We start from the raw sequence: 26,115 nt of genomic DNA, 5'->3' as shown, positions 1-26,115 counted from the left end.
CGCTCGTGCGTGACCGGAACGGGGCCTGCGGGCCCCGTTCTGCTGTCGTCCCCCGAACGGCGTTCGCTGTCCTTGCCGGAGGCATGTCGGTACAATGCCGCCATCTTCTTCGACACGCCGCCCGGGACAGACGGTCCCGATCCGCACGCGTGCGTGTACACGAACCGGGTTCAATTGCATGTCAGACGCTGAAAACCGCAAGGTCATCAACAATATACGCAACTTTTCGATCATCGCGCACATCGATCACGGCAAGTCGACGCTGGCCGACCGGATCATCCAGCTGTGCGGCGGGCTGACCGAACGCGAGCTCAAGGAGCAGGTGCTCGACTCGATGGATCTCGAGCGCGAACGCGGGATCACCATCAAGGCCCAGTCGGTCACGCTGGACTATCAGGCGGAAGACGGCCAGACCTATCAGCTCAACTTCATCGACACGCCGGGGCACGTCGATTTCTCCTACGAGGTCTCGCGCTCGCTCTACGCCTGCGAGGGGGCGTTGCTGGTGGTCGATGCCGCCCAGGGCGTCGAGGCCCAGTCGGTGGCCAACTGCTACACCGCGATCGCCCAGGATCTCGAGGTGCTGCCGGTGCTCAACAAGATCGACCTGCCCCAGGCCGACCCCGATCGCGTGGCTCAGGAGATCGAGGAGATCATCGGCCTGGACGCGGTCGACGCCTGTCAGGTCTCGGCCAAGACCGGGCTGGGCATGGAAGGACTGCTCGAGCGCCTGGTGCGCGACATTCCACCGCCCCGGGGCGACGCCGAGAAACCGCTCCAGGCGCTGATCATCGACTCCTGGTTCGACAATTACCTGGGCGTGGTGTCGCTGATCCGCCTGTTCGACGGCACGCTGCGCAAGGGCGACAAGATTCGCATGAAGTCCACCGGGCGCGACTGGGACGTCACCGAGGTGGGGATCTTCACGCCCAAGCGCAAGCAGACCGGCATCCTGCGCGCCGGCGAGGTAGGCTTCGTCGTCGCCGGGATCAAGGACATCCACGGCGCGCCGGTGGGCGATACCATCACCCATGCCAAGACCGCCGACACGCCACGCCTGCCGGGTTTCCAGAAGGTCAAGCCGCAGGTCTATGCGGGGATGTTCCCGGTCACTTCCGACGACTACGAGGAGTTCCGCGACGCCCTGGAGAAGCTGGCGCTCAACGACGCCTCGCTGGATTACGAGCCGGAGAATTCCGATGCCCTGGGTTTCGGTTTCCGGGTCGGGTTCCTGGGCACGCTGCACATGGAGATCATCCAGGAACGTCTCGAGCGCGAGTACGGCCTGGACCTGATCACCACGGCGCCCACGGTGGTCTACGAGCTGGCGATGGAGAAGGGCGAGACGCGCTACGTCTCCAACCCGTCGAAGCTGCCCGACCTGGCCAGCGTCGAGGAGATGCGCGAGCCGATCGTGCGTGCCAACATCCTGGTCCCGCAGGAGTTCGTCGGCAACGTCATCGCCGAGTGCGAACAGCGCCGCGGCGTGCAGCTCGACATGCAGTTCCTCGGCAACCAGATCCAGCTCGCCTATGAACTGCCGATGAGCGAGGTGGTCATGGACTTCTTCGATCGCCTCAAGTCGATCTCGCGGGGTTATGCGTCGCTGGATTACAGCTTCGAGCGCTTCCAGGCGGCCAAGCTGGTACGCCTCGACGTGCTGATCAACGGCGATCAGGTCGACGCCCTGGCGGCGATCGTCCATCGCGATCACGCCCAGGGGCGCGGCCGGGCGCTGGTCGAGCGGATGAAGGAACTGATTCCACGCCAGATGTTCGACGTGGCGATCCAGGCCGCCATCGGCAGCCAGGTGGTGGCGCGCTCGACGGTCAAGGCGCTGCGCAAGAACGTGACCGCCAAGTGTTATGGCGGCGACGTGACGCGCAAGAAGAAACTGCTCGAGAAGCAGAAGGCCGGCAAGAAGCGCATGAAGCAGGTGGGCCGCGTCGAGATCCCGCAGGATGCCTTCCTCGCCGTACTCAAGGTCAATGACTAGGAATCGAGACAGACATGAACTTTTCGCTACTGCTGGTGGTGGCCGTCGCCGTCACGGGATTGGTCTGGTTGCTGGACCTGGTCTGGTGGCGTCGTCGCCGTCAGGCACGGCTGGCCACCGCCGAAGCGGGCGAGGGGGGCTCGCTGGACGAGTCGCGCCGCAACAAGCTGAGCCGCGAACCCTGGCCGGTGGACTATGCCCGGTCGTTCTTTCCCGTGCTGCTGGTGGTGTTGCTGCTGCGCAGCTTCGTGATCGAGCCCTTTCAGATTCCCTCCGGGTCGATGCGCCCCACCCTCGAGATCGGCGATTTCATCCTGGTCAACAAGTTCACCTACGGCCTGCGTCTGCCGGTGGCGCACACCGAGATCCTCGATCTCGGCGAGCCCCAGCGCGGTGACGTCATGGTGTTCCGCTTCCCGGAGGACCCGTCGGTGGATTTCATCAAGCGCGTGGTGGGCCTGCCGGGTGATCGGATCCGCTACGAGGGCAAGCAGCTCTACGTCAACGGCGAGCCGGTGAAGAAGGAAGTCGTCGATCGCAATCCGGAAAAGGCGCCCGGCGAAGTGCGCTTCAAGGAGTGGCTGGGCGAGCATGAGCACGCCATCTACAACAACCCTCGCGATCCCGGCCCGCAGATGCGCGAGGTGGTGGTGCCGCCCGGGCATTACTTCATGATGGGCGACAACCGCGACCATTCCAACGACAGCCGCTACTGGGGCTTCGTGCCCGAAGCCAACATCGTCGGCAAGGCCTTCGCCGTGTGGATGCACTGGGACGGCGGTCTGCCCAGCTTCAGTTCGGTGCGGTTGATTCCTTGAACCGCGCAGTCGACCATTCACGCCATCTCGAGAGCGGACGTTTCGTGAGTACCTCGCAACACGCCTTCAGTCGCCGCATCGGTCACGACTTTCGTGACCCGGCGCTACTGGAACTGGCCCTGACCCACCGCAGCTTCGGTGGCGACAACAACGAGCGGCTGGAATTCCTGGGGGATTCCATCGTCAATTTCGTGATCGGCGAAGCCCTCTTCCAGCGGTTCCCCCAGGCGCGCGAAGGGCAGCTCTCGCGCCTGCGGGCACGGCTGGTCAAGGGCCAGACCCTGGCGGAAGTGGCCCGTGAGTTCGATCTCGGCGATCAGCTTCGCCTGGGCTCCGGCGAGATGAAGAGCGGCGGGTATCGTCGCGACTCGATTCTCGCCGATGCCATGGAAGCGGTGATCGGCGCCATCTACCTGGACGCCGGCATGGACGCCGTCAAGGCGCGGATCCTGGCCTGGTACGGCACGCGTCTGGAGTCGATCGATCTGCACGACACCCAGAAGGACCCCAAGACACGCCTCCAGGAATTCCTGCAGTCGCGCCAGTCGCCGCTGCCGCGCTACGAGGTGATCTCGGTGGAGGGCGAGGCCCATGCCCAGACGTTCACCGTCGAGTGCCACGTCGACCGGCTGGCCGATCATACACTGGGCGTCGGTTCCAGCCGGCGTCACGCCGAGCAGGAGGCCGCCGAAAAGGCCCTGAGCCTGCTCGAGCCGCGAGGAGGTCGTTCATGACACAGCGCTGTGGTTTCGTCGCCATCGTCGGCCGGCCCAACGTCGGCAAGTCGACGCTGATGAACCGGATTCTCGGCCAGAAGATCTCGATCACCTCGCGGCGTCCGCAGACCACGCGCCACCAGGTGATGGGCATCAAGACCGAGGGCGACGACCAGTTCATCTATGTCGACACCCCGGGCATGCACATCCAGAGCAAGGATCGCAACAAGGCCATCAACCGCTTCATGAATCAGGCGGCGACCCAGGCCCTGCGCGACATCGACTGCGTGGTGTTTCTGGTCGATCGCACGCGCTGGACCGAGGAGGACGACGTGGTGCTCGACAAGCTCACGCATGTCCGTGCCCCGGTGATCCTGGCGGTCAACAAGGTCGACTGGCTCAAGGACAAGAGCGAGCTTTTGCCGTGGCTCGAGCGCTTGCAGGCCAAGCGTGAGTTCGCGGCGATCCTGCCGATCTCGGCCAAGCACGGTACCAACGTGCCCGAGCTCGAGGGCGAGCTGGCCCAGTACCTGCCCGAGAGTACGCATCATTTCCCCGACGACCAGGTCACCGACCGCAGCCAGCGCTTCCTGGCCGCCGAACTGGTGCGCGAGAAGGTCATGCGCCAGCTCGGCGACGAGCTGCCCTACCAGATGACCGTGGAGATCGAGGAGTTCCGCGACGAGGGACGGGTGGTGCACGTCAGCGCACTGATGCTGGTCGAGCGCCAGGGGCAGAAGAAGATCCTGATCGGCGAGAACGGCGAGCGGATCAAGAAGATCGGCCGCGAGGCGCGCCTCGAGATGGAGCGGGCCTTCGATGCCAAGGTGATGCTCAACCTGTGGGTCAAGGTCAAGCGCGGCTGGTCCGACGACGATCGGGCGCTGAAGAGCCTGGGCTACGATCTGGACTGACGGCTTCGGGCTTCGGCTGAGAGCGCACTGAATCCGTGATGACACCGCAACCGGCCTATCTGCTGCATCGGCGCCCCTACCGCGAGACCAGCGCCCTGGTCGAGCTGATCACGCTCGATTACGGCCGCGTGCGGGCCGTCGCCCAGGGCGTGCAGCGTGCCGGCAGCAAGTCGCGTTCGCGGTTGCAGCCCTTCGCGCCGCTGCACGTCACCTGGAGTGGCGACAACGAACTCAAGCGGTTGCGTCTGATCGAGACCCACGGCGCGGCGCTGCTGCTGGCCGGTGAGGGCCTGCTGTGCGGGCTCTACGCCAACGAGCTGCTGACCCGCCTGTTGCCACCGATGCTGCCCACCGCCGAGGTGTTCGCCTTCTATACCGCCGCCCTCGGGGCGCTGCCCAACCCGGCCGGGCGGGCGCCGGCGCTGCGCCGCCTGGAGGCGAGCCTGCTCGAGACCCTCGACGCCGAACCGGTCTTCCTCGACCTCGACGACCGAGAGCTGGATCCGCAGGCGCGTTACGTCTATCAGGCGGGCCCCCGCCGCTTTGCGCGGGCCCCGGCGGGGCAGGGCCTCGACGGGCGCACCCTGCGCCTGCTCGCCCAGGGCGACTGGGCCAGCCCGGGACTCGCCGGGGCCGCCAAGTCGCTGATGCGCGCCGCGCTGGCGCCGCTGCTGGGCGCGAAGCCGCTGCGTTCGCGGGAACTGATGCACCAGCTGGCGATGCGACGCCGCCGGGGGTCGGGACACTGATTGGAAAGTTTCGGGACGCGCGGCCTCTGCACCCGGGCGGTCATCCTGTCCTTCCGTCTTCCGTCTTCCGTCTTCCGTCTTCCGTCTTCCGTCTTCCGTCTTCCGTCTTCCGTCATTACTCTTGTCTCCTGATTACCCGCTTTCCCAGGAGACCCCCATGCATCCTCCCCGCATTCTGCTTGGCGTCAACATCGACCATGTGGCGACCCTGCGTCAGGCGCGCGGCACGCGTTACCCCGATCCCGTCCAGGCGGCGCTGCTCGCCGAGGAGGCCGGCGCCGACGGCATCACGCTGCACCTGCGCGAGGACCGGCGGCACATCCAGGACCGCGACGTGCTGCGTCTCGCCGAGGTGCTCAATACCCGAATCAATCTGGAGATGGCGGTCACCGCGGAGATGCTCGCCTTCGCCGAACGCCTGCGCCCGGACAACGTCTGCCTGGTCCCGGAAAAGCGCGAGGAGCTGACCACCGAGGGCGGTCTGGACGTGGTCGGCGCGCGGGAGTCGATCGCCGCGGCCTGCGAACGTCTGGCCGCGGCCGGCTGCGAAGTCTCGCTGTTCATCGACCCCGAGCCCGATCAGATCCGCGCCGCCTACGAGGTGGGGGCGCCGGTGATCGAGCTGCACACCGGCGCCTACGCCGAGGCCCGTGGCGAGAGTGCGCGCGTCGAGCACGCGCGGGTCGCGGCGGCCGCCGAACTGGCGCTGGAGCTGGGGCTGACGGTGAATGCCGGTCACGGCCTGCACTACCATAACGTCGAGCCGATCGCGGCGATTCCGGGCATCACCGAACTCAACATCGGTCACGCGATCATCGCCCGCGCGCTGTTCGTGGGGCTCAAGGAGGCGGTCGCCGAGATGAAGCGGCGGGTCGTCGCCGGCTACGAGGCAGGCTTCGTGGCCGCCCTCGACGATCACGAGCACTGAGTCAGTGGGCCGCCGGCGAGGTGGTTTCGGACCGCCAGTCGCGCAGCCGCTGCAGGGCATCGAGCAACGCCTCGTGGATATCCGCCACGGCATCGATGCCCTGCGCCCGTAACCGGGATTCGAGCGTCTCGGCGACCAGTGCCAACTGCGGTACCCCGCAGTAGCGACAGGCGCCGTTGAGGTGGTGAACGGCGTCGAGAAACCCTTCCTCGTCCCCGGCCTGGTAGGTCTGCCGCAGGCGCGCCTCGCTGTCGTCGAGGCTCTCGAGCAGATCGTCGAGCATGCGCTGGGCAAGGTCCGGGCGGCCGCCGGCGAGGGTGGTGCCGAGGTCGGTATCGACCACCGGCAGTTCCTCGTCGTCGGTGCCTGCCGGGGCGTCGTCGCGGGGCGCGTCGGGCAGGTCCAGGTAGGTCGCGAGCAGGCGATCCAGCGCCGTCACGTCGAGCGGCTTGGTGAGTACCGCCTGCATGCCGGTATCCACCAGCGCGCGCGTGTCCTCGGGCAGGGCATGGGCGGTCAGGGCGACGATCGGGCAGTTGGCCCAGTGTTCGTCCAGGCGCCGCAGGGCGGTCGTGGTCTCGATGCCATCCATGCCCGGCAGACGAATGTCCATCAGCACCAGGTCGAAACGCTGGGCCCGGGCCAGGGCCAGGGCTTCCTCGCCGTTCCGGGCGCTCACGCACTCCACCCCGCGATGCTTGAGCCACTCCTCGACCAGCAGGCGGTTGGAGGCGATGTCGTCGACGGTCAGCACGCGGTGGCGCGCGGTGACTCGGCGCGGCTCCGGCGCGGCCGTCGGCAGCGGGGCAGGGGGCGACGTCAGGCCGGGCGCCTCGTCGACCAGCAACTGGTGCAGTGCCGTGGCCAGGCGCTGGCGGGTCAAGGGCTTGAGGAAGGTCCGGCAGCGCGGCGGCAACCGGTCGGGGTCGTCGTCGGGCTCGCCATGACGCAGCAGCAGGATGGCGCAGTCCAGCGTTGCCAGGCGCTCGCATGCCGGCAGTGTCGCGTGGGGTTGCGCCTCGATCAGCAGATCGGTGGCGTCGGGCAGGGTTTCGCGGGTCGCCGGCGCATCCAGGATCGTCACCTCGGCCGCGGCGCTGCGCAGCCAGTGGCGCAGGGCCAGGCGGCTCGGCCCGTGCGGTTCGAACAGGGCGATATGCCGCCCGCCGAGGTCCTGCAGCGCGGCGCGGGAGGCGCCGGACTGGCCGAGTCGCAGTGGCAGCGTGGCATGAAAGGTGGTGCCCGTGCCGGCCTCGCTGGTCACGTCGATGGCGCCGCCCATCTGGTCCAGCAACTGTTTGCAGATCTTCAGACCCAGGCCCGTGCCTCCCGGATGGGTGCTGCGCGAGACGCTGCCCTGGACGAAGGGCTGGAAGAGTTGCTGACGGACCTCGGGGGGCAGGCCCATGCCGGTGTCGCTGACGCGTACGCCGATCACCGCTTCGCTGCCATGGTCCGCCTCGACCTGGACGCGCACCAGGATTTCTCCCCGGTCGGTGAACTTGACCGCGTTGTGGGTCAGATTGGTCAGCACCTGCTTGATGCGCAGCGGATCGCCGAGCAGCGACGACGGTACGTCGTCGTAGACCAGGCCGAGCATCTCCAGGCCCTTGTTCTGGATACCGGGGGCCTCGAGCAGCAGTACCTCGTCGACCAGCTCGGCGATATCGAGTTCCACCGTGTCCAGCGGCAGTTTGCCGGCCTCCAGCTTGGAGAAGTCGAGAATGTCGTTGACCAGCGAGAGCAGATTGTCGGCGGCCTGCTCGACATGCCCGAGCCACTCGCGCTGGTGCTCGTCGAGGGGACTGCGATGCAGCAACCGGCAGAAGCCGACGATGCCGTTGAGCGGGGTGCGGATCTCGTGACTCACGTTGGCGAGGAACTCTGACTTGACGCGGCTGGCCTCGAGCGCCTGGCGGCGGGCGCCATCCAGTTCCTGATTCTGTCGCTCGATGGTCTCCATCGACTCGCGCAGGTCGGCGGTGGTGCGTTCGATGCGGGTGTGCGTCGACTCGTGCTCCTGACGCAGATGGTCGGCGAGGGCGTTGATGGCACGCGAGGTATCGTCCAGCTCGCGGAAGGGCGACGCCGGCAGGCGGGCGTCGTGATCGCCGGACGCGACGCGTTGCAGCACGTCCCGCTGGGCCTGCAGCGTGGCAAAGAGTCGTCGTGGCAGAAGCAGCGCCGCGCTGCCGAGGATCAGGGCAGCGCCAAGCAGGGTCAGGGCGAGCTCCGACAGTTGCCGGTAGAACGGCAGGGCCAGCACCCCCTGGCGCAGGGTGACGTCCAGCCAGAGGGGAGCCGAGGACGCCGGTGGGCTGCCGGGCAGGGCGAGACGCACGTGCCAGCGCCCCGCATCGCGGTGCAGGCCGGTGGCCGCCGACGCGGGGGGCGCCGGATCGAGGGCCACCGCAGCGACGCCGTCGAGGGCTTCCAGGCGCCCGAGCAGCGAGTCGAGCCGCTCGTCCCGCGACGCCGCGACGAGTTCCGGTCTCACCAGCTCCACCGCTTGCGTGACGCGGGTGACCAGGGCATCGCGCCGCCAGGTATCGGTCGCATAGAGCTGCCAGCCTCCCAGGAGGGCCAGGGCCAGCAGCGGCATCGCCAGCGAGGCGACGATCAGTCGGAACCACAAGGACATGACGTGCATCCGTGACGGTGACGATGCCGCGAGTATGCCACAGGCGGGGGGGTTGCCTGTCCACTGCCGCACGGCGGGGATATAATGCGGGGAGTTTTTATCACCGCCCGGGTGCGTCCGTGGCGGCGGAGTTCCGCCACGCCACGGGTGGCTCATACGGGGCCAAAAGGAAGAGTCCATGCAATTTCCCACACTCGAGGACAGCGTCGGCAATACACCGCTGGTGCGCCTGCAGCGCATCGGCGCGGGCCGCAACAACACCCTGCTGGCCAAGCTCGAAGGCAATAATCCGGCCGGTTCGGTCAAGGACCGCCCGGCCCTGTCGATGATCCGCGAGGCCGAGGCCCGCGGCGAGATCGCCCCGGGCGATACACTGATCGAGGCCACCTCGGGCAATACCGGGATCGCGCTGGCCATGGCCGCCGCCATCAAGGGCTATCGGATGGTGCTGATCATGCCCGATAGCGCGTCCAGCGAGCGCAAGCAGGCGATGGCGGCCTACGGCGCCAGGCTGATCACGGTGACCCGGGAGCAGGGCATGGAAGGCGCCCGCGATCTGGCCGACGCAATGATCGAGCGCGGTGAGGGCAAGCCGCTCAACCAGTTCGCCAATCCCGACAACCCCTTGTCCCATTACCGCACCACCGGCCCCGAACTCTGGCAGCAGACCGCGGGCACGATCACCCATTTCATCAGTTCGATGGGGACCACGGGCACCATCATGGGGGTCTCGCGCTATCTCAAGGAGCGCAATCCGGCGATCCAGATCGTCGGCCTGCAGCCCGAGGACGGCGCGAGCATCGCCGGCATCCGCCGCTGGCCGGCGGCCTACCTGCCCAGCATCTTCGACGCCTCGCGGGTCGACAGCGTGCTGGACATCGGCCAGCACGAGGCCGAGGCACACATGCGGCGCCTGGCGCGGGAGGAAGGCATCCTCGCCGGGGTCTCCTCCGGCGGGGCGCTGGCCGGCGCCCTGCGCATCGCCGAGCAGGTGGAGAATGCCGTGATCGCGTTCATCGTCTGCGATCGGGGCGACCGCTACCTGTCGACGGGGCTCTTCGCCCCCGAGGTTTGACATGGCGATGCTCGGCAAGCGACGTCCCGCGCGGACGTCTTCGAAACCGACGACCCGGACGGCTCCCCGGCGTCAAGAAGCCGGGGGCGACGGCGCGGCGCTGACGATTCAGCGGCTCTCCCACGACGGGCGCGGGGTGTCCCGTGATGGTGACGGCAAGACCGTCTTCGTCGACGACGCGTTGCCCGGTGAAGTCGTCGAGATCGCCGTCCACCGCCGCCGCCAGCGCTTCGACGAGGCGCACGTGCGTCACCGTCGGCACTCGTCGACCGAGCGCGCGGTACCGGCGTGCCCGCACTACGGCCGGTGCGGGGGCTGTGACCTGCAGCATCTCGCCGTCGATGCCCAGCGCGCCCACAAGCGCTCGGTGCTCGTCGACCAGCTCGAACGCCACGGCATCGAACTCGGCGTCGCGGTGGACGTGCTGGCCGGCGCGCCGCTCGGCTATCGTCGCCGGGCGCGGCTCGGGGTCAGGCTCGACAGTCGCGGCCACTGCCATCTGGGGTTTCGTGCCCGGGGCAGTCACCATCTGATCGACATCGATCAATGCCCCATTCTGGTGCCCGAACTGGGGGAACTGCTCACGCCGTTGCGCGACCTGCTGGCATCGCTCGAGGCGGTGCGCCGTGTCGGTCATATCGAGCTCCTCGCCGGCGACGACTCGCGCGTGGTGGTGGTCCGCCAGTTGCGCGACAATCCGGCGGACGCCCGGCGCTGGCGCGAATGGGGCGAGGCGCACGGCGTGCATGTCGTCTGGCAGGTGGGACGCGACCAGCCGCAATGGCGTTGGCTCGGCAAGCCCGGGACATTGCGCTATACCCTGAAGGGCGGGACGCGCGATGTCGTGGTGGGCTTCGAGCCCGGCGATTTCCTGCAGGTCAACGCCGAGGTCAACCGACAGCTGGTGAGTACCGCGCGCGACTGGCTGGCGCTGCGGGGCGAGGAGCGCATCGTCGACCTGTTCGCCGGGGTCGGCAATTTCACCCTGGCCCTGGCAGGCGAGGCCGGCGCGGTGCTCGCGCTGGAAGGCAGCCCGGCGATGGTCTCGCGACTGCGCGACAATGCGGCGGCCAATGGCCTGCACCATGTCGAGGCACGTCAGGTCGACCTGACCCGTTCGCCGGGCTTCGGCGGCGAGATCGACGTGGTGGTGCTCGACCCGCCCCGGGAGGGCGCCGAGGCGGCGTGTCTCGACCTGGCCGCCTCCCGCGTGCCGCGCATTCTCTACGTCGCCTGTGATCCGGCCACGCTGGCCCGCGATGCGGCACGCCTCGTGCATGCCGGCTATCGCATCCGCCGGGCCGCCGTGGCCGACATGTTCGTCCAGACCGCGCATCTCGAGTCGATGCTGCTGTTCGAGCGCGAGCGCTGACGAACCCGATCCGCCGGTTCAGCGCTCGGCGGGTCACCGAACAACCGGGGAGAGGTACCCAAGGACACATGGTCAAGGTTCGCGAAGATCAACCACTGACCGCCGACGGTCAGGTCGACATCGATCGCTGGCTGGCGCGCCTGCAGGACGATGTCAGCCTGCGCGACGTCGGCGAAATGAAAGCCGCCTGCGAACTCGCCGACCGCCTGGCGCGCGAGACCGAGAAACCCCACAAGGCCTGGATGGCCGACGGTTCCAGTTTTCGTACCGGCCTGGAGATGGCCGACATCCTCGGCGAACTGAAGCTCGATCAGGAAGCCCTCGAAGCGGCGGTCCTGTATCGCGCGGTGCGCGAGGGTCAGATCAGTCTCGAACAGGTCGGCAAGCGTTTCGGTGCCGTGGTGACGCGCCTGATCGACGGCGTGCTCAACATGGCGGCGATCAGCCAGCAGCAGACCCCCTGTCAGGGGCTGTCCCAGCACAATCAGCAGGAAAACCTGCGCAAGATGCTGGTGACGATGATCGACGACGTGCGCGTGGCACTGATCAAGATCGCCGAGCGGACCTGCGCGTTGCGTCAGGTTCGCGATGCCCCGCGCGAGAAGCGCCTGAGCGTGGCGCGCGAGGTGTTCGACATCTATGCGCCGCTGGCCCACCGGCTGGGGATCGGGCATCTCAAGTGGGAGCTCGAGGATCTCTCGTTCCGCTATCTTCACGAGGACGAGTACAAGAAGATCGCCCGGCTGCTCGCCGAGAAGCGTGTCGACCGCGATCACTACATCCAGGACGTGGTCACGACGCTCGAATCGTTACTCGAGCAGAACGGCATCTCGCGCTATGAGGTCGACGGGCGCGCCAAGCACATCTATTCGATCTGGCGCAAGATGAAGCGCAAGCACATCGACTTCTCGCAGGTCTACGACGTGCGCGCGGTGCGCATCCTGGTGCCCGAGGTCGCCGACTGCTATACCGCGCTGGGCATCGTCCATTCGCGCTGGCATCACGTGCCCAACGAGTTCGACGACTACATCGCCAACCCCAAGAAGAATGGCTATCAGTCGCTGCACACGGCGTTGATCGGCCCCGAGAACAAGGTGCTGGAGATTCAGATCCGCACCTTCGCCATGCACGAGGAGGCCGAGCTCGGCGTCTGCGCCCATTGGCGCTACAAGGGCCACGACGTGGGCAGCAAGAGCCGCAGCTACGAGGAGAAGATCGCCTGGCTGCGCCAGGTGCTGGAATGGCAGGACGAGGTGGGCGAACTCGGCGACCTGCGCGAAGGGCTGTCCAGCGACGTGGCGCCGGACCGCATCTACGTGTTCACCCCCGACGGCCACATCATCGACCTGCCACGGGTCGCCACGCCGATCGACTTCGCCTACCGGGTGCACACCGAGGTCGGCCACCGCTGCCGGGGGGCCAAGGTCGACGGTCGCATCGTGCCGCTGACCTTCAAGCTCAAGACCGGCCAGCAGGTGGAGATCCTCACCGCCTCCAAGGGCGGGCCCAGCCGCGACTGGCTCAACCCCAATCTCGGCTTCGTGCGAACGTCGCGGGCGCGCGCCAAGATCCAGTCGTGGTTCAAGCACCAGGCGCGCGACCAGAACCTCGAGGAGGGCCGCGCGCTGTTCGAGAAGGAATTCCGCCGGCTCGACATCGAGGGCCTCGACCTGGCGACCCTGGCCAGCGCGGTCAACTACCCGACCCCCGACGACATGTACGCGGCGATCGGTGCCGGCGACCTGCGCATCGGTCAGGTGCTTCACCAGGCCCAGCAGCTGTTCGGCGATACCGACGACGAGGAACAGCTCGATCGCCTGCTGACCAAGCCCCGGCGGACGGCGAAGAGCCCCGACGACGGCATCACCGTGCTGGGCGTGGGCAATCTCAAGACCACCATGGCCAACTGCTGTCATCCGGTCCCCGGCGAGCAGATCATCGGCTACATCACCCAGGGGCGCGGCGTGACCATCCACCGTCAGGATTGCCCCAACATCCTGCAGTTGCGCAGCGAGGAGCCGGGGCGCATCGTCGACGTGGAGTGGGGCGATCAGTCGCGCACCCAGTATCCCGTCGACATGGAGATCGAGGCCTGGGATCGTTCCGGGCTGCTGCGCGACGTCACCCACGTGTTGAGCCACGACCGGGTCAACGTGCTCAGCGTCAACACGCGGACCGACAAGGACGACAACGTGGCACGCATGAAGATCACCCTCGAGGTCGACGGCCTCGAAGCGCTGGGGCGGATCTTCTCGCGCATCCAGCAACTGCCCAACGTGATCGACGTCAAGCGCCTGCGTAGCGGGGCCAACCAGCCGGGAGCGGGGTCATGAGTACACGCCGACACGGCCTCGACGACCTGCTGAGCCTGATGGCGGTGCTCCGCGATCCCCTAGAGGGCTGCCCCTGGGACGTCAGGCAGGACTGGGATTCGATCGTCCCCCACACCCTGGAGGAAGCCTACGAGGTCGCCGACGCCATCGAGCGCCGGGCCTTTGACGAGCTCCCCGGCGAGCTGGGCGACCTGCTCTTCCAGGTGGTCTACTACAGCCGTTTCGCCGAGGAGGAGGGGCGCTTCGACTTTCACGACGTCGTCGATACCCTGACCGCCAAGATGCTCGCCCGGCACCCGCACGTCTTTCCCGACGGCACCCTGGCCTCGCGGCGCGAGGGGGTGAGCGCCGCCGAGGTCGAGACCCGCCAGGTCAAGTCGAACTGGGAGGCGCTCAAGGCCGACGAGCGTCACGCGCGGGCCGCCACCTCGGTGCTCGACGACGTGCCGCGCAATCTGCCGGCGCTGTCGCGTGCCGCCAAGCTGACCAAGCGGGCCGCCCGGGTCGGCTTCGACTGGCCCGACGAGCGCGGTGTGATCGCCAAGATCCGCGAGGAGCTCGACGAGGTCGAGCAGGCGCTGGCCGAGGGCGACGTCGATCACGCCGGCGAGGAGGTCGGCGACCTGCTGTTCGCGGTGGTCAATCTGGCGCGACGGCTGGGCAGCGATCCCGAACGCGCGCTGCGCGGGACCAATGCCAAGTTCGAGCGGCGCTTTCAGTACGTCGAGCGGGCGCTGGCCGACCAGCAACGGCGCCCCGAGGATGTGTCGCTGGCGGAGATGGACCGCCACTGGGACGCCGCCAAGCGCCATGAAAGGAACCCTTCCAAGGAGAGCCTCAATGAGTGACGACCTGCACGAATCGCTACGCGACAATGTCCGGATTCTGGGCGACAGTCTGGGGCACACCATCGCCGACGATCTGGGCCCCGGCTTCGTCGACAAGATCGAGGCGATCCGCGCGCTGGCCAAGGGCGGGCGTCAGGGCGAGGGCGGCTCGCAGCGCGAGCTGATCGAGTATTTGCGCGCCTTGCCCGACCAGGATCTGCTGCCGGTGACCCGCGCCTTCAACCAGTTTCTCAACCTGGCCAACATCGCCGAACAGCATTACCGGGCGCGGTTCCGCCGGGTCGAGGATTACAAGCCCGGGTCACAGCCGGTGCTCGGCGAACTGCTCGGGCGCATCACCCGCTCCGGCCACAGCCCGCGCCAGGTGATCGAGACGCTCGCCGGGATGCGCGTCGAGCTGGTGCTGACCGCCCATCCCACCGAGGTCATCCGGCGCACGCTGATCCAGAAGTACGACGCCATCGACGAGTGCCTGACGGCGATGGAGGGCTCGCTCGACTATCCGGAAAAGGCGGCGCGCGTCCACGGCCGTCTGCAGGAACTGATCAGCCAGGCTTGGCACACCGACGAGATCCGCCACGAACGCCCCACGCCGGTCGACGAGGCCAAGTGGGGGTTCGCGGTGATCGAGAACTCGCTGTGGCAGGCGGTGCCCGATTTCCACCGCGATCTCGACAACCTGCTGCTGGACACCGCCGGCGAGCGTCTGCCGCTGGACGCCTCGCCGTTGCGTTTCGCCTCCTGGATGGGCGGCGACCGCGACGGCAACCCCAATGTCACCGCCCGGGTCACCCGCGAGGTGCTGCTGCTGGGGCGCTGGATGGCCGCCGATCTCTACCTGCGCGATCTCGAGCAGCTCAAGGCCGAACTGTCGATGTGGAAGGCCAACAGCGCGCTCAAGGCCGAGGTGGGCGACGAGCCCGAACCCTACCGGGCGCTGCTCAAACGGCTCATCGTCCGGGTCGAGGCGACCCGCGACTGGGCCAAGGCGTGTCTCGACGGCAAGCCCTTCGAGGGTGGGCCGATCATCGAGACCCGCGACCAGCTCTATGCGCCGCTGCTCACCTGCTACCGGTCGCTGTGCGACGTGGGGCTGGACACCATCGCCAACGGCGCCTTGCTGGACACCCTGCGTCGCGTGGCGGTGTTCGGCGTGTCGTTGACCAAGCTCGACATCCGTCAGGAATCGAGCCGTCATACCCAGATGCTCGATGAACTGACCAGCTATCTGGGCCTGGGCCGCTACCAGGATTGGGACGAGGAGCAGCGCCAGTCCTTCCTGCTCGGCGAACTGGTCTCGCCACGGCCGTTGATCCCGCGGCGCTGGGATTGCTCCACCGAGGCGCGGGAGGTGATCGACACCTTCCGGGTGATCGCCCAGGAACATCGCGAGGCGCTGGGCACCTACATCATCTCTATGGCGGGGCATCCGTCCGACGTGCTGGCGGTGGCGCTGTTGATGAAGGAGGTGGGCGGCGACGTGCGCCTGCCCATCGCGCCGCTGTTCGAGACCCTCGACGATCTGGACCGGGCCGGCGCGGTGATCGACCGACTGCTGGCACTGCCCGGCTACCGCGAGATGGCCGGCGACGCCCAGGAGGTGATGATCGGCTACTCAGACTCGGCCAAGGACGCCGGCCAGCTGGCCGCCGCCTGGGCCCAGTATCGGGCCCAGGAGACCCTGGTCGAGGTCTGCCGGCGTCACGGGGTCAACCTGACGCTGTTCCACGGCCGGGGCGGCACCGTGGGCCGCGGCGGCGGCCCGGCGCATGCGGCCATCCTCTCCCAGCCGCCCGGCTCGGTGAACGGCAGCCTGCGCGTCACCGAGCAGGGCGAGATGATCCGCTTCAAGTTCGGCCAACCCGACATCGCCCTGCGCTCGATGGAGATCTACGCCTGCGCGGTGCTCGAGGCGACGCTGCTGCCGCCGCCGTCGCCCGAGCCCGAGTGGCGCGAGGAGATGGACCGGCTGGCCGAGATCGCCCATGGCGCCTATGTCGGCGTGGTCCGCGAGGATCCCGACTTCGTGCCGTACTTCCGCGCCGTGACGCCGGAAGGCGCGCTGGGGCGCCTGCCGCTGGGCTCGCGTCCGGCCAAGCGCCGCCAGGAGGGCGGGGTCGAGTCGCTGCGCGCGATCCCCTGGATCTTCGCCTGGACCCAGACCCGGCTGATGCTTCCCGCCTGGCTGGGCAGCGGTGAGGCCTTCGCCACCCGCATCGAGGAGTCCGACGGCCTCGAGCGCCTGCGCGAGATGCGCCGCCACTGGCCGTTCTTCGGCACCTACCTCGACATGCTCGAGATGCTGCTCGCCAAGGCCGACCGGGGCATTGCCGCCTACTACGAGCAGCGTCTCGTCGACGAGCCGGCCCTGCAGTCGCTGGGGGCCTCGTTGCGCGATCGCCTGGACCGGCTGCACGGCGCCTTGCTGCGAATCCTCGATCAGGACGAACTGCTCGAGGGCACGCCGTTGATCCGTCAGGCGATCGACGTGCGCAATCCCTACATCGACCCGCTGCACGGCCTGCAGGCCGAATTGCTGCAGCGTAACCGCGATGCCGACGGGGCGATCAGCCCGGCGCTGTCGCGGGCGCTGATGGTGACCATGGCGGGGATCGCCGCGGGGCTGCGCAACACCGGCTAGGCCGGCCGTGCGTTGGCCGGTTGGAGAAGCCCGGTGCGTGAAGGCGCGCCGGGCTTCTGCTCGAAGGGCGGCGTTCGATGGTCGTGACCGGGTAGCCGCCGCACTGCAGGCTTATACTGTTACCTGTTCTTTTTATACCGTTATCTTCGTTTGGCTTTACAGAAGAATTTCTTTCCCGCTTTTCTTTACCAGCATCAGCTAGGGGTATCGTGCCACAGCGTCTCCAAGACAGGCGTCTCCAAGCCATGACGGGCCGCCGCCTCGCGCAGCGGGCCGAGAATCGCCTCCCGCTCGGTGGGCCGTCCGGCGAGCACGTCCTGCAGCATCGAGGCGCGATTGCCGGCGGTGGCCTCGATCACCCCCCAGACATGTGCCGACCAGCCGGCTTGCGGCGGTTCGATCCGCTCCGCGGCCATGACGGTCGCGACCTCGGCGATGATCGCCGCGACGCGCGGCCGATAGGCGGGGTCGCGCAGTCCGCCGTTGCGGATGCGATGGATCGCCACCATGGGGTTGATCGCCGCATTCACGGCAAGCTTGTGCCACAGGCGGCGGCGAATGTCGTCACAGGCCCGGCCGGGCAGGCCGGCGGCGCTCAGGGTTCGTGCCACGCTGGTGGCGAGGGCGGCATGCTCGCCGTCGAGATTGCCCAGATGGGTCGTGCCGTGACCGGCGTGCACGATGCCATCCTCGCCGTCGACGTAGGCGCCCTCGCTGGTCACCGCGCAGAGCACCGGGCCGGGCCAGTCGCGCGTCACCCGGGGCTGGACCTGAAAGCCGTTCTGCCAGAGTACCAGCGGTGTATCGGCGGCGATGTGCCCGGCCAGCTCTTCGAGCGCCGTCTCGACCGCGTGGCTCTTGGTCGTCACGTGGACCAGACCGGGCCGGCGTGGAGCGTCGGCCATGACGATGCGGGGCACCGCGTGATCCGTCGTGCGGCCCTCGGGCGTGGTCAGATTCAGCGCCCGGACGCTGGCGCGGCGGCCGATCAGGGCCAGCGCCTGCCGACCGCTCAGGCGGACGGCGAGCAGACGACCCAGCGAGCCCGCGCCGAGGATCAGCCAGGGCGCGGCCATCAGGAGGTCTCCTTGCGAGTGCGCGAGGTACGCCGCCCCGTGGTGGTTCTCTTGCCTCGGCCGGTCTTGCCGCGACGGTTCGTGGTGCGCTTCGCCCCGCGCGTCGGCTTGCCGGCCGTGAACCCCTCGGCGCCGCTCAGCGCCTGACGCATGCGTTCGCTGTCGGCGGCGGCGAGCAGCGTGCGCAGGTCGCCGATCAGGGCGTCGAGAAACGGCGCCGGCTGGTCCTGGCTCTCGGCGATCGCCCGCAGGCGCTGCTCCCAGAGGGCGGTGCGCTCGGGGCGGGTGGCGGCATCGGGCAGGGCGGCGATCAGCGCCTGGCCGGTCCTGGTCGCGCGCAGGGCGCCGCCCTGGCGCACCAGATAGCCGCGGTCGAGCAGGGTCTCGACGATGCCGGCGCGGGTCGCTTCGGTGCCCAGGCCGTCGGTGTCGCGCAGGGTGCGCTTGACCGCCGGATCGTCGACGTAGCGGGCGATGTTCATCATCGCCTTGATCAGACTGGCGTCGGTGAATGGCTCCGGTGGCCGGGTTTCCTTGTCGTCGATCCCTGCTTCGACGACCGTGGCCGATTCGCCCTCGGTCAGCGGCGGCAGTGGCGGTGCCTCGTCGCGGGTGGTGAACAGCGGCTTCCAGCCGGGCACGAGAATCTCGCGGCCCTGGGCGCGGAAGCGCTCGTCGAGAATCGTGAACTCGGCCTTGATTTCCCGGGTCTCCAGGGCCGGATAGAACTGTGCCAGCACGTTGCGGGCGATCAGCCGGAAGATGTCGGCCTCCTCGCGCGACAGTCGTGCGGCATCGAAGGGCTTGCCGGTGGGGGCGAGGGCATGGTGCGCGCCCACCTTGGCGTCGTCGTAGGCCCGCGAGCGGCGAGCGAAGTCGGCGCCGTTCAGCCAGCCGGCGAGCATCTCGTCGCCCTGGCAGGCGCGGGTCAGGGTGGCCCGCGCCTCGTCCCGATGGGCACGGGGCAGGTGACGGCAGTCGGAGCGTGGGTAGGTGATCAACTGGTGGCGTTCGTAGAGCGACTGGCAGAGGTCGAGCACGCGCTTGGCGGAGAGCCGGTAGCGGCGGGCGGCATCGACCTGCAGCGCCGACAGCGAGTAGGGCAGCGGCGCGCTCTGGCGCTTGTGCTGGGCCTCCAGACCGGTGAGCCGGCCCTCGGCGCCGGGCAGTCGGGCACACAGGGCCTCGGCGGGGCCGCGCTGGAGCAGCCGCCCCTGTTCGTCGAGCGGGTGCGTCTCGCCGGGCTGCCACCAGGCGCGCAGGGTGCCGGCGGCGACGCGCAGGTCCGCCCACAGCACGTGAAAGGGTCGCGGCACGAAGCGCGCGATCTCGTTGTCGCGGCGTACCACCAGGCCCAGCACCGGCGTCTGCACCCGGCCCACCGAGAGCACGCCGTCGTGACCCGCCTGACGCCCGGTCAGCGTCCAGGCGCGCGAGAGGTTGATGCCGTACAGCCAGTCGGCCCGCGAGCGCGCCTGAGCGGCCCGGTAGAGCGGCTGGTAGTCGCGATTGTCGGCCATGGTGTCCAGCGCGCGGACCACCGCCGGGCGGTTGAGGTCGCTGATCAGCAGGCGCTCGACGGGCCCCCGCCAGCCGAGATGTTCGATCACCTCCTGAACCAGCAATTGCCCCTCGCGGTCCGGGTCGCCGGCATGCACCACGCGGTCGGCGCGCTTGAGCCACTCGCGCAGGACCTTGAGCTGGCCCCGCGCCTTGGGGCGTGGCGTGAGCCGCCAGGTGTCGGGGATGATCGGCAGATGATCCAGGCGCCACTGCTTGAAGCGCGGGTCGTAGGCATCCGGGGCGGCCTGTTCGAGCAGGTGACCCAGACACCAGCTGACGACGTTGTCGCCGACCTCGAGGGCGCCGTCGCGGCGTTGGACGTTGCCGGGCAGGGCGTCGGCGATGGCCCGGGCCAGGCTGGGTTTTTCGGCGATGATCAGGCGCATGCGAGGCCGCTGTGTGTCGGAGTGTCTGGATATTCTTCCAGTATGACGCGGCGGCGGCAAGTTGCCGCGCCGGTCAGCCCAGGGCGCGCTTGGCCTGGACCAGCGCCCGGTACCAGTCGCGGCGCGGTGCGCTCACCACGGTGGGGCGCTGGCTGAGATAGCTGATCGAGCGCGCCTCGCTGCGCGGGTGGCTGGCCTGGTAGTTGACCAGCATGTCGAGGGTGCTCTCGCGGGCGCCGTACTGCTTGATGAGAAAGCGCCGCGCCGCGGGATCGAGATCCACCCGATAGTGGCGGACCAGGGCCAGCGCCAGGGATTCGGCGGTCCGCGACAGATCGACGTCGATCTCCTTGACCATGGCCGCGCCCAGCGCCGCCTTGGCGCCGGCCGACAGGTTGGGCTCGACCTGGCCGAAGTCGGCGGCGTTGGAGCCGTTGATCGCGCGCTGCACCTCGGGCCGCGAGAGCTGGATGTGCGGCTCCAGCGCCAGGGCGATCTCGATCGCCAGGCGCTTGGCGACGTCCATGCCGACGGCGAGCAGCGCGTCGCGCTCCAGCGGCTGGGGACGCGATGCCCGGGGCTGTTCGATGCCGGCGCTCTTCAGGTGGCGGGCCAGATGCTTGCAGACTTCGGCCTTGGCGGCGTCGTCCAGGGCGATGACGCGCTCGTGAATGCGCAGGCCGCGGCGGCCGGGTCCCAGGCGCAGGCGGGTGTCCTGGTCGGCGAGGCGGGCGCTGATCTCGTCCCAGCGCTGGGATCGCTTGAGCAGTTGGGCATGACTGCGGCCGACCGCCTCGTAGGCGCTGTAGGCGGCCTTGTAGAGGCGAATGGCGTTGGTCAGCAGGTCGGCCTTCTGGCGCAGCTGCGCGCGACGCTCGTCGCGACCGCGGGCGACTTCCGGGGCGAGATGCTGGATCTGCTCGGTCAGCGCGTCCATGGCCTGGATCGAGCGCTCGAGCAGCACCTCGGCGCGCAGCCCGGCGGCGGCATGTTCGACCAGCGTGCCGGACTGCTCGGCGAGATAGGCGGTCAATGCCTTGAGGCGCGACAGGCCGGTCGCCTGGGCGATCCGGTAGCGGGCGCGCGCCTCTTCCAAATTGTCGAGGGCCTGAGCCAGTCGCCAGCGGCCGCGATACTCGAAGGTCAACAGCGGAATGCGTCGGCCACTGATCAGTTCGAAGGCCAGGATCAGCATCTCCTCGACGTCCTGCAGGGTCATCAGCAGGTCATTGTCTTCCTCGATGGCCGCCAGCACGCGTTCGATGAAGTTGCTGTCGCGCGGCACGCCCTGGCGCAGGTCCGGGGCGCGTCCCTCGAAGCGGTCGCGCAGCAGGGTGGCGGCGTCCGGGGCGAGTTCGGCGATCTCGGCGAACTGCGGCTCCAGGGTGTCACGATAGAGGGCCACCAGATCGCGGATGCGGGCATGCAGGCCGACCCGCCGATAGATATCGACCTGGGCGATGATGCGCGCACTGTCGCGATCGTCGAGCAGCTCGATGGCCGCCAGTTCGACGCCCTCGGGCGCGAGGTCCTGCTTGCGCAGCAGCATGGCCGCCGCCTCGCGACGTCGGGCATCGCCCTCGAGATTCTCCACGATCAGGTTGCGGGTCGCCAGCAGCAGCTCCGGCAGGCTCTTGATCACCCGCTCGATCTTGTTGGCGGTGCGTTCGGCACGGCGTCCGCCGGTCAGGTTGTGGAGCACGTTGGCGATGATCCCCGCCGCGCCGGTGATCACCGTGTAGGAGATGAAGAAGATGTAGTTGTCGGCGGTGGGGGCCTTGCCGTAGCCCAGCAGATAACCGCCCCAGGCGCCGAGCAGGGTCACCGGGCCGGCGGTCCAGAGGATCTGCATCAGGCTCACCGTCCAGGGCACCTTCTCCACGGCGGCGGTGATGCGGCGAATCTCGTCCCGGCCCTCGCGTTCCAGGCGCACCTGCGGGGTTTCGGATGAGGGTTGACGGGCGCGGCGGAACGGCAGGAACAACGCGGAAGGTCCTTGTACGCGACGAGGTGGGCAGGCGTTACCCTAGCACCCGCGGATGGCGCATGCCATAGCCGTTCGTGGCTGGTGAGTGGAGCCGTCCGGGCATGCTAGACTGCACGGATTTTCCGAGGAGGGTGGCGATGCTGGCGATGTGGGTAGAACAGCTGCTGGGTTACGCCGGGGGCGCGCTGGCAGCGATCCGGGACGACGAACACTATCCCACGCTGATGGCCTGGGCACGCGAGGAAGGCGTCAAGTATCTGGGCGGCAACCTGGCGCAGGCACAGGCCCTGGCGCCGGAACTCTGGAACCAGACGCCGCTGGCGCGGCTGGACTTCGCCTGTGAGCCGCTGGCCCGGCCGGGCCCCAACGAACCCTGCTGGTGCGATTCCGGGCGCAAGATGAAACACTGCTGCGGCGGGGTCCAGTTGCCCGGTGCGGTGCCGCCGCATCTGATGTGGATGCTGTCGCTGCGCGACTGGAAGGGCGATCTCCTCAAGGCGGCGCTGGACAGCGGCAGGGCGCCGGCCCAGGCGTTGCTCGAAGCCGGGCTGATCGCCGCCGAGAGCGGCCAGCGCGGACGCGCCCAGCAGATCCTCGAGACGCTCTTCGACGCCGCCGACTGGAGCCGGCTGCCCGAACAGACCGAGCCGGCCTTCGAGCTGCTGATCGACATCTACCAGGAGCGCGGTTTCAACCGCAAGCGCGCCGCGTTGCTCGACGCCATTCTCGAACGCGGCCCGCTGTTCCTGCGCGGCGTGGCGCTGGAACGGCTGTGTCTGATGCATCTGGACAGCGACGATCTGGCCAGCGCCCGCGAGGCCTTCGTGCGCGCCCAGCAGACCCTGCCCGATTCGCCGACCCTGGCCTACATCGAGGCCATGCTGCTGCTCCACGAGGGGCACCCCGAGGAAGCCGGCGAACGTGCCCGCTTCTGGTTCCGCCGGCTTGCCCGGCGTGGCGATCTGGACGCCGACCAGCTGCAGTTCCTCGCCGATCTGGCCGACAACCCCGGGGCCACGCTCGCCGAGCAGATGGTCAATTCCGAGGAAGCCCTGGCCGAGCCCCTGATCAACCTCCAGACCCTGCTCGAGGCCTTGCCTACCCCGCCGCGGCTGCATTTCCAGCGGCGTGAGGACGGACGTATCGAGTATCACTCCACCGCCCGCGAGGACACCCTGGATGCGGCGTGGCGCGACGTCTTCGGCGTCGAGGTCGACGAGGAGGCGGCGCTGGGCTTCCAGGACGACCCCTGGCCGCAGGCCGGGGAGTGGCTGGTCGGACTGTGTTCGCACCCCGAGTGGCTGGATTCGCCGCGGGTGGTGCAGACCCTGAGCATGGCGCTGGCCAGCCGCTTCGGCAGTCTGCCGTGGATGGCCGAAAGTTTCTTCGCCCCGCTTGCCCGACGCCTGGAGCACTGGCTGGAGCAGCTCGAGGCGTTCCAGGGGCGCTTCGCCTGGGACGATGCCGACAACGCGGTGATCCTGCGCGCCGGGCTGGCGCTGGTGGTAGGCATGGAGCGCGGCGACCGGCAGCGTTCGCGGCATCTGGCCGAGCGCCTGCTGGTGCTCGACGATCAGGACAATCTGGGGCTGCGCGAACTGGTGCTCGATCAATTGCTGCGAGAAGGACGCGACCGCGAGGCCCTCGACCTCAGCGATCAGCCCGCGGCGGACGACGACGCCCCGCTGCTGGGTGTGCTGATGGGCCGCGTGCTGGCGCTCTATCGGCTGGAGCGCTTCGACGATGCCGAGGACTCGCTGGACGCGGTCCAGGCTCTCAACGGCCATGCCATCGCCATGATGTGCGCCGACAACCCCAAGCCGGTACCCCTGGCCGTGGAAGTGCCCGAACCCGGTACCAAGGCCGAGGCCTGGCAGTACCGGGCGCTGATGCGCGATCAGTGGGTGGCCACCCGCGGGGCGCTCAAGTGGCTCTCGGAACAGCGGCGACGGCTGGCCGAGTCGCCGCCGGCGCGCTGAGAGGGTATCTCAGCGCCCCTGGCCGGCGTGGGGTGTCGCCATCAGGCGTGGATCGCGGCTCAGCCGCCAGGCCAGCAGGATCGCGGGTAGCCCCAGCGCCGTCGACCAGAGAAAGAAGATCGCATAACCCTGATTGGCCACCACGACCCCCGAGAACCCGCCGATGAACTTGCCCGGCAGGGTCATCAGCGAGGAAAACAGCGCGTACTGGGTCGCGGTGTAGGCGCGCGAGGTGAGACTCGACAGGAAGGCGATGAACACCGTGCTGGCCAGGCCGTTGGCGAGATTGTCGCTCATGATCGTCACCACCAGCATGGGCAGTTCCGCGCCCAGGGTGGCCAGCGCCGCGAACAGCAGATTGGTGGCCGCCGCGAGCACCGCCCCCAGCAGCAGCATGTTGGCGATCCCGTAGCGCACCACCAGCAGCCCGCCGACCACGCCGCCGGTGATGCTCATGAGGATGCCGAACACCTTGCTGACGTTGGCGATCTGCGACAGCGAGAATCCCAGGTCGATGTACAGCGGGTTGGCCATCGCCGCCATCGACAGGTCGCTGATGCGAAACAGGCCGATCAGCAGCAAGAGCCACAGTGCCTGGCGGCCGTAGCGCGTGAAGAAGTCGGTGAAGGGGCAGACGATCGCGCCCGTCACCCAGGCGCCCAGGCGGCGCCAGACCCGGGGGCGGTGACGGTTGGCACGCAGGAAGCCGCGTACCCGGGGCTCGTGGATCAACTGCACGGCCAGCGAGGCGCGCGGCGGCTCGGGGCGCAGCAGCACGGTGATCAGCCCCACCCCGACCAGTGCCGCCATGCTCAGATAGGCGACGTGCCACGAGGCCAGGTCGGCGATGTAGAGCGCTCCCGCGCCGGCCGCCAGCAGCCCCCCGCGATAGCCGATGATGTAGGTCGAGGCCATGGCTGCCTGGACCTCCTCGCCCGCGGATTCGATGCGAAAGGCGTCGATGACGATGTCCTGGGTGGCGGCACCGAAGGCCACCAGCAGGGCGAAGCCGGCGACCAGTGCCAGGCTCTCGCGGGGATCGAGGCTCGCCAGGCCGACCAGGCCGCCGGCGATCGTCAACTGGGCGATCAGCATCCAGCCGCGTCGTTGGCCGAGCAGTCGGGTCAGCCCCGGCAGTGGCAGACGATCGACCACCGGGGCCCAGACCAGCTTGATGGAGTAGAGCATGCCGATCCACGAGAAGAAGCCGATCGCCGTGACATCGACGCTGGCATCGCGCAGCCAGGCGGTGAGGGTGGAAAACACCAGCAGGAACGGCAACCCGGCGGCGAAGCCCAGAAACAACATCGCGACGACGGGCGCCTGACAGTATACGGCCAGGGCGTCTCGCCAGGAGCGATGGGGGGCGTTACGGGGCATGTGAAGCTCTCCTGCCTGGAATGCGGAATTTGACGTGGGCCGCTCAATCACGGCGATCAACGATGGTAGGATGACATCGATAAGCGGCTAACTTACGTGGTTGGACGCACGGAGATCAATGCTCGCCAGCCACTCGCCGGGTCGAGCGGCTGACGCAAGGATGAGTGCATGAATGACGCGATCGACAAGAGCGGCGACGACGCCATCCCCCGCTGGTATCTGATTCAATGCAAGGGTGGCGAATCGTTCCGGGCCAGCGACAATCTGGCCAACCAGGGCTACGAGATCTTTCATCCCGTGCTGCAGGTTCAGAAGAAGCGCCGGGGCAAGTTGTGCTGGCTCGACGAGCCGCTGTTTCCGTATTACCTGTTCATTCGCCTCGACAAGCTGGCCAGCAACTGGCGGCCGATCCGCTCGACCCGTGGCGTGCTCAAGCTGGTGGGTTTCGGCGACGCTCCCGTGGCCGTCGATGACGCCCTGGTCGAGACGTTGCGCGGCAACGCGGCAGCCAGCGTCGACGCGCGCGGCGTCAACGTCTATTTCCGCGCCGGCGAAGCGGTGGAGATCGGCGAGGGGCCGTTCCGCGCCCTGAGCGCGGTGTTCGAGCGCCAGAAAGGCGAGGAGCGGGCGATCGTGCTGCTCAACCTCCTGCATGGTCAGCAGCGTCTCGAGGTGCCGGTCGAGCATCTGCGCCGCCGTTGATCTGCCACGAT

General features: G+C 68.4%; 18 protein-coding genes. 13 read left to right on the top strand and 5 right to left on the bottom strand.

What is annotated here, in order from left to right; all coding sequences use genetic code 11:
* Positions 1 to 178 precede the first annotated feature (178 nt).
* The 6 genes from lepA (at position 179) to pdxJ (ending at position 6,121) form a co-directional block, all read left to right on the top strand.
* Positions 179 to 1,996: a translation elongation factor 4 gene (gene lepA, locus KGR00_RS09555; protein ID WP_129140374.1), complete on the top strand. Its 1,818-nt coding sequence runs from the start codon at positions 179 to 181 to the stop codon at positions 1,994 to 1,996.
* A gap of 14 nt (positions 1,997 to 2,010) precedes the next feature.
* Positions 2,011 to 2,814 (top strand): signal peptidase I, encoded by an 804-nt coding sequence (gene lepB / locus KGR00_RS09550; RefSeq protein ID WP_129140373.1) that lies wholly within the window; start codon positions 2,011 to 2,013, stop codon positions 2,812 to 2,814.
* A gap of 44 nt (positions 2,815 to 2,858) precedes the next feature.
* Positions 2,859 to 3,548, top strand: coding sequence for a ribonuclease III (gene rnc, locus KGR00_RS09545; RefSeq protein WP_129140372.1), 690 nt, complete (start codon positions 2,859 to 2,861; stop codon positions 3,546 to 3,548).
* Complete coding sequence (era, locus tag KGR00_RS09540; RefSeq protein ID WP_129140371.1) at positions 3,545 to 4,444, top strand: GTPase Era; 900 nt, start codon at positions 3,545 to 3,547, stop codon at positions 4,442 to 4,444. The genes rnc and era overlap by 4 nt, the downstream gene beginning before the upstream one ends.
* 38 nt (positions 4,445 to 4,482) lie before the next feature.
* Positions 4,483 to 5,193, top strand: a complete 711-nt coding sequence (gene recO / locus KGR00_RS09535; RefSeq protein ID WP_224416991.1) for a DNA repair protein RecO — start codon at positions 4,483 to 4,485, stop codon at positions 5,191 to 5,193.
* A 157-nt stretch (positions 5,194 to 5,350) separates the two neighbouring features.
* Positions 5,351 to 6,121 carry a pyridoxine 5'-phosphate synthase gene (pdxJ, locus tag KGR00_RS09530; RefSeq protein WP_224416992.1) on the top strand — a complete coding sequence of 257 codons (771 nt, stop codon included), beginning with the start codon at positions 5,351 to 5,353 and terminating at the stop codon, positions 6,119 to 6,121.
* Position 6,122: 1 nt separating this feature from the next.
* On the opposite strand, the gene KGR00_RS09525 is transcribed toward pdxJ, so the two are convergent.
* Positions 6,123 to 8,762: an ATP-binding protein gene (locus KGR00_RS09525; protein ID WP_224416993.1), complete on the bottom strand. Its 2,640-nt coding sequence runs from the start codon at positions 8,760 to 8,762 to the stop codon at positions 6,123 to 6,125.
* A 178-nt stretch (positions 8,763 to 8,940) separates the two neighbouring features.
* On the opposite strand from KGR00_RS09525, the gene cysM reads away from it, so the two are divergent.
* From cysM to ppc, 5 genes are all read left to right on the top strand, one after another.
* Positions 8,941 to 9,837, top strand: coding sequence for a cysteine synthase CysM (gene cysM, locus KGR00_RS09520; protein ID WP_129140367.1), 897 nt, complete (start codon positions 8,941 to 8,943; stop codon positions 9,835 to 9,837).
* 1 nt (position 9,838) lies between these two features.
* Positions 9,839 to 11,209 (top strand): methyltransferase domain-containing protein, encoded by a 1,371-nt coding sequence (locus KGR00_RS09515; RefSeq protein ID WP_224416994.1) that lies wholly within the window; start codon positions 9,839 to 9,841, stop codon positions 11,207 to 11,209.
* Positions 11,210 to 11,277: 68 nt separating this feature from the next.
* Positions 11,278 to 13,542, top strand: a complete 2,265-nt coding sequence (relA, locus tag KGR00_RS09510; RefSeq protein ID WP_224416995.1) for a GTP diphosphokinase — start codon at positions 11,278 to 11,280, stop codon at positions 13,540 to 13,542.
* Entirely contained in the window at positions 13,539 to 14,390 is an 852-nt protein-coding gene (gene mazG / locus KGR00_RS09505) for a nucleoside triphosphate pyrophosphohydrolase (RefSeq protein WP_224416996.1), read from the top strand. The genes relA and mazG overlap by 4 nt, the downstream gene beginning before the upstream one ends.
* Complete coding sequence (gene ppc / locus KGR00_RS09500) at positions 14,383 to 17,031, top strand: phosphoenolpyruvate carboxylase (RefSeq protein WP_129140363.1); 2,649 nt, start codon at positions 14,383 to 14,385, stop codon at positions 17,029 to 17,031. Before mazG ends, ppc begins: the two co-directional genes overlap by 8 nt.
* Before the next feature lie 194 nt (positions 17,032 to 17,225).
* Here the strand turns inward: ppc and KGR00_RS09495 are convergent, their stop codons facing one another.
* From KGR00_RS09495 to KGR00_RS09485, 3 genes are all read right to left on the bottom strand, one after another.
* Positions 17,226 to 18,107, bottom strand: coding sequence for a 2-dehydropantoate 2-reductase (locus KGR00_RS09495; RefSeq protein ID WP_224416997.1), 882 nt, complete (start codon positions 18,105 to 18,107; stop codon positions 17,226 to 17,228).
* The gene (locus tag KGR00_RS09490) at positions 18,107 to 20,056 is read right to left on the bottom strand and encodes a DNA topoisomerase III (protein WP_224416998.1); all 1,950 of its coding nucleotides are present in this window, start codon (positions 20,054 to 20,056) and stop codon (positions 18,107 to 18,109) included. The genes KGR00_RS09495 and KGR00_RS09490 overlap by 1 nt, the downstream gene beginning before the upstream one ends.
* 73 nt (positions 20,057 to 20,129) lie before the next feature.
* A complete protein-coding gene (locus tag KGR00_RS09485) occupies positions 20,130 to 22,040 on the bottom strand; it encodes a hypothetical protein (protein ID WP_129140360.1) in 1,911 nt (636 codons plus the stop codon).
* A gap of 140 nt (positions 22,041 to 22,180) precedes the next feature.
* On the opposite strand from KGR00_RS09485, the gene KGR00_RS09480 reads away from it, so the two are divergent.
* The gene (locus KGR00_RS09480; protein ID WP_224416999.1) at positions 22,181 to 24,022 is read left to right on the top strand and encodes an SEC-C domain-containing protein; all 1,842 of its coding nucleotides are present in this window, start codon (positions 22,181 to 22,183) and stop codon (positions 24,020 to 24,022) included.
* Positions 24,023 to 24,031: 9 nt separating this feature from the next.
* On the opposite strand, the gene KGR00_RS09475 is transcribed toward KGR00_RS09480, so the two are convergent.
* A complete protein-coding gene (locus KGR00_RS09475; protein WP_224417000.1) occupies positions 24,032 to 25,402 on the bottom strand; it encodes an MFS transporter in 1,371 nt (456 codons plus the stop codon).
* A 168-nt stretch (positions 25,403 to 25,570) separates the two neighbouring features.
* Between KGR00_RS09475 and rfaH the strand changes: the two genes are divergently transcribed.
* Positions 25,571 to 26,104 carry a transcription/translation regulatory transformer protein RfaH gene (gene rfaH, locus KGR00_RS09470; RefSeq protein ID WP_224417001.1) on the top strand — a complete coding sequence of 178 codons (534 nt, stop codon included), beginning with the start codon at positions 25,571 to 25,573 and terminating at the stop codon, positions 26,102 to 26,104.
* Positions 26,105 to 26,115 lie beyond the last annotated feature (11 nt).

The organism is Modicisalibacter sp. MOD 31.J, assembly GCF_020147985.1.
GTDB lineage: Bacteria > Pseudomonadota > Gammaproteobacteria > Pseudomonadales > Halomonadaceae > Modicisalibacter > Modicisalibacter coralii.
This window is presented reverse-complemented; position numbering and strand designations above follow the sequence as displayed.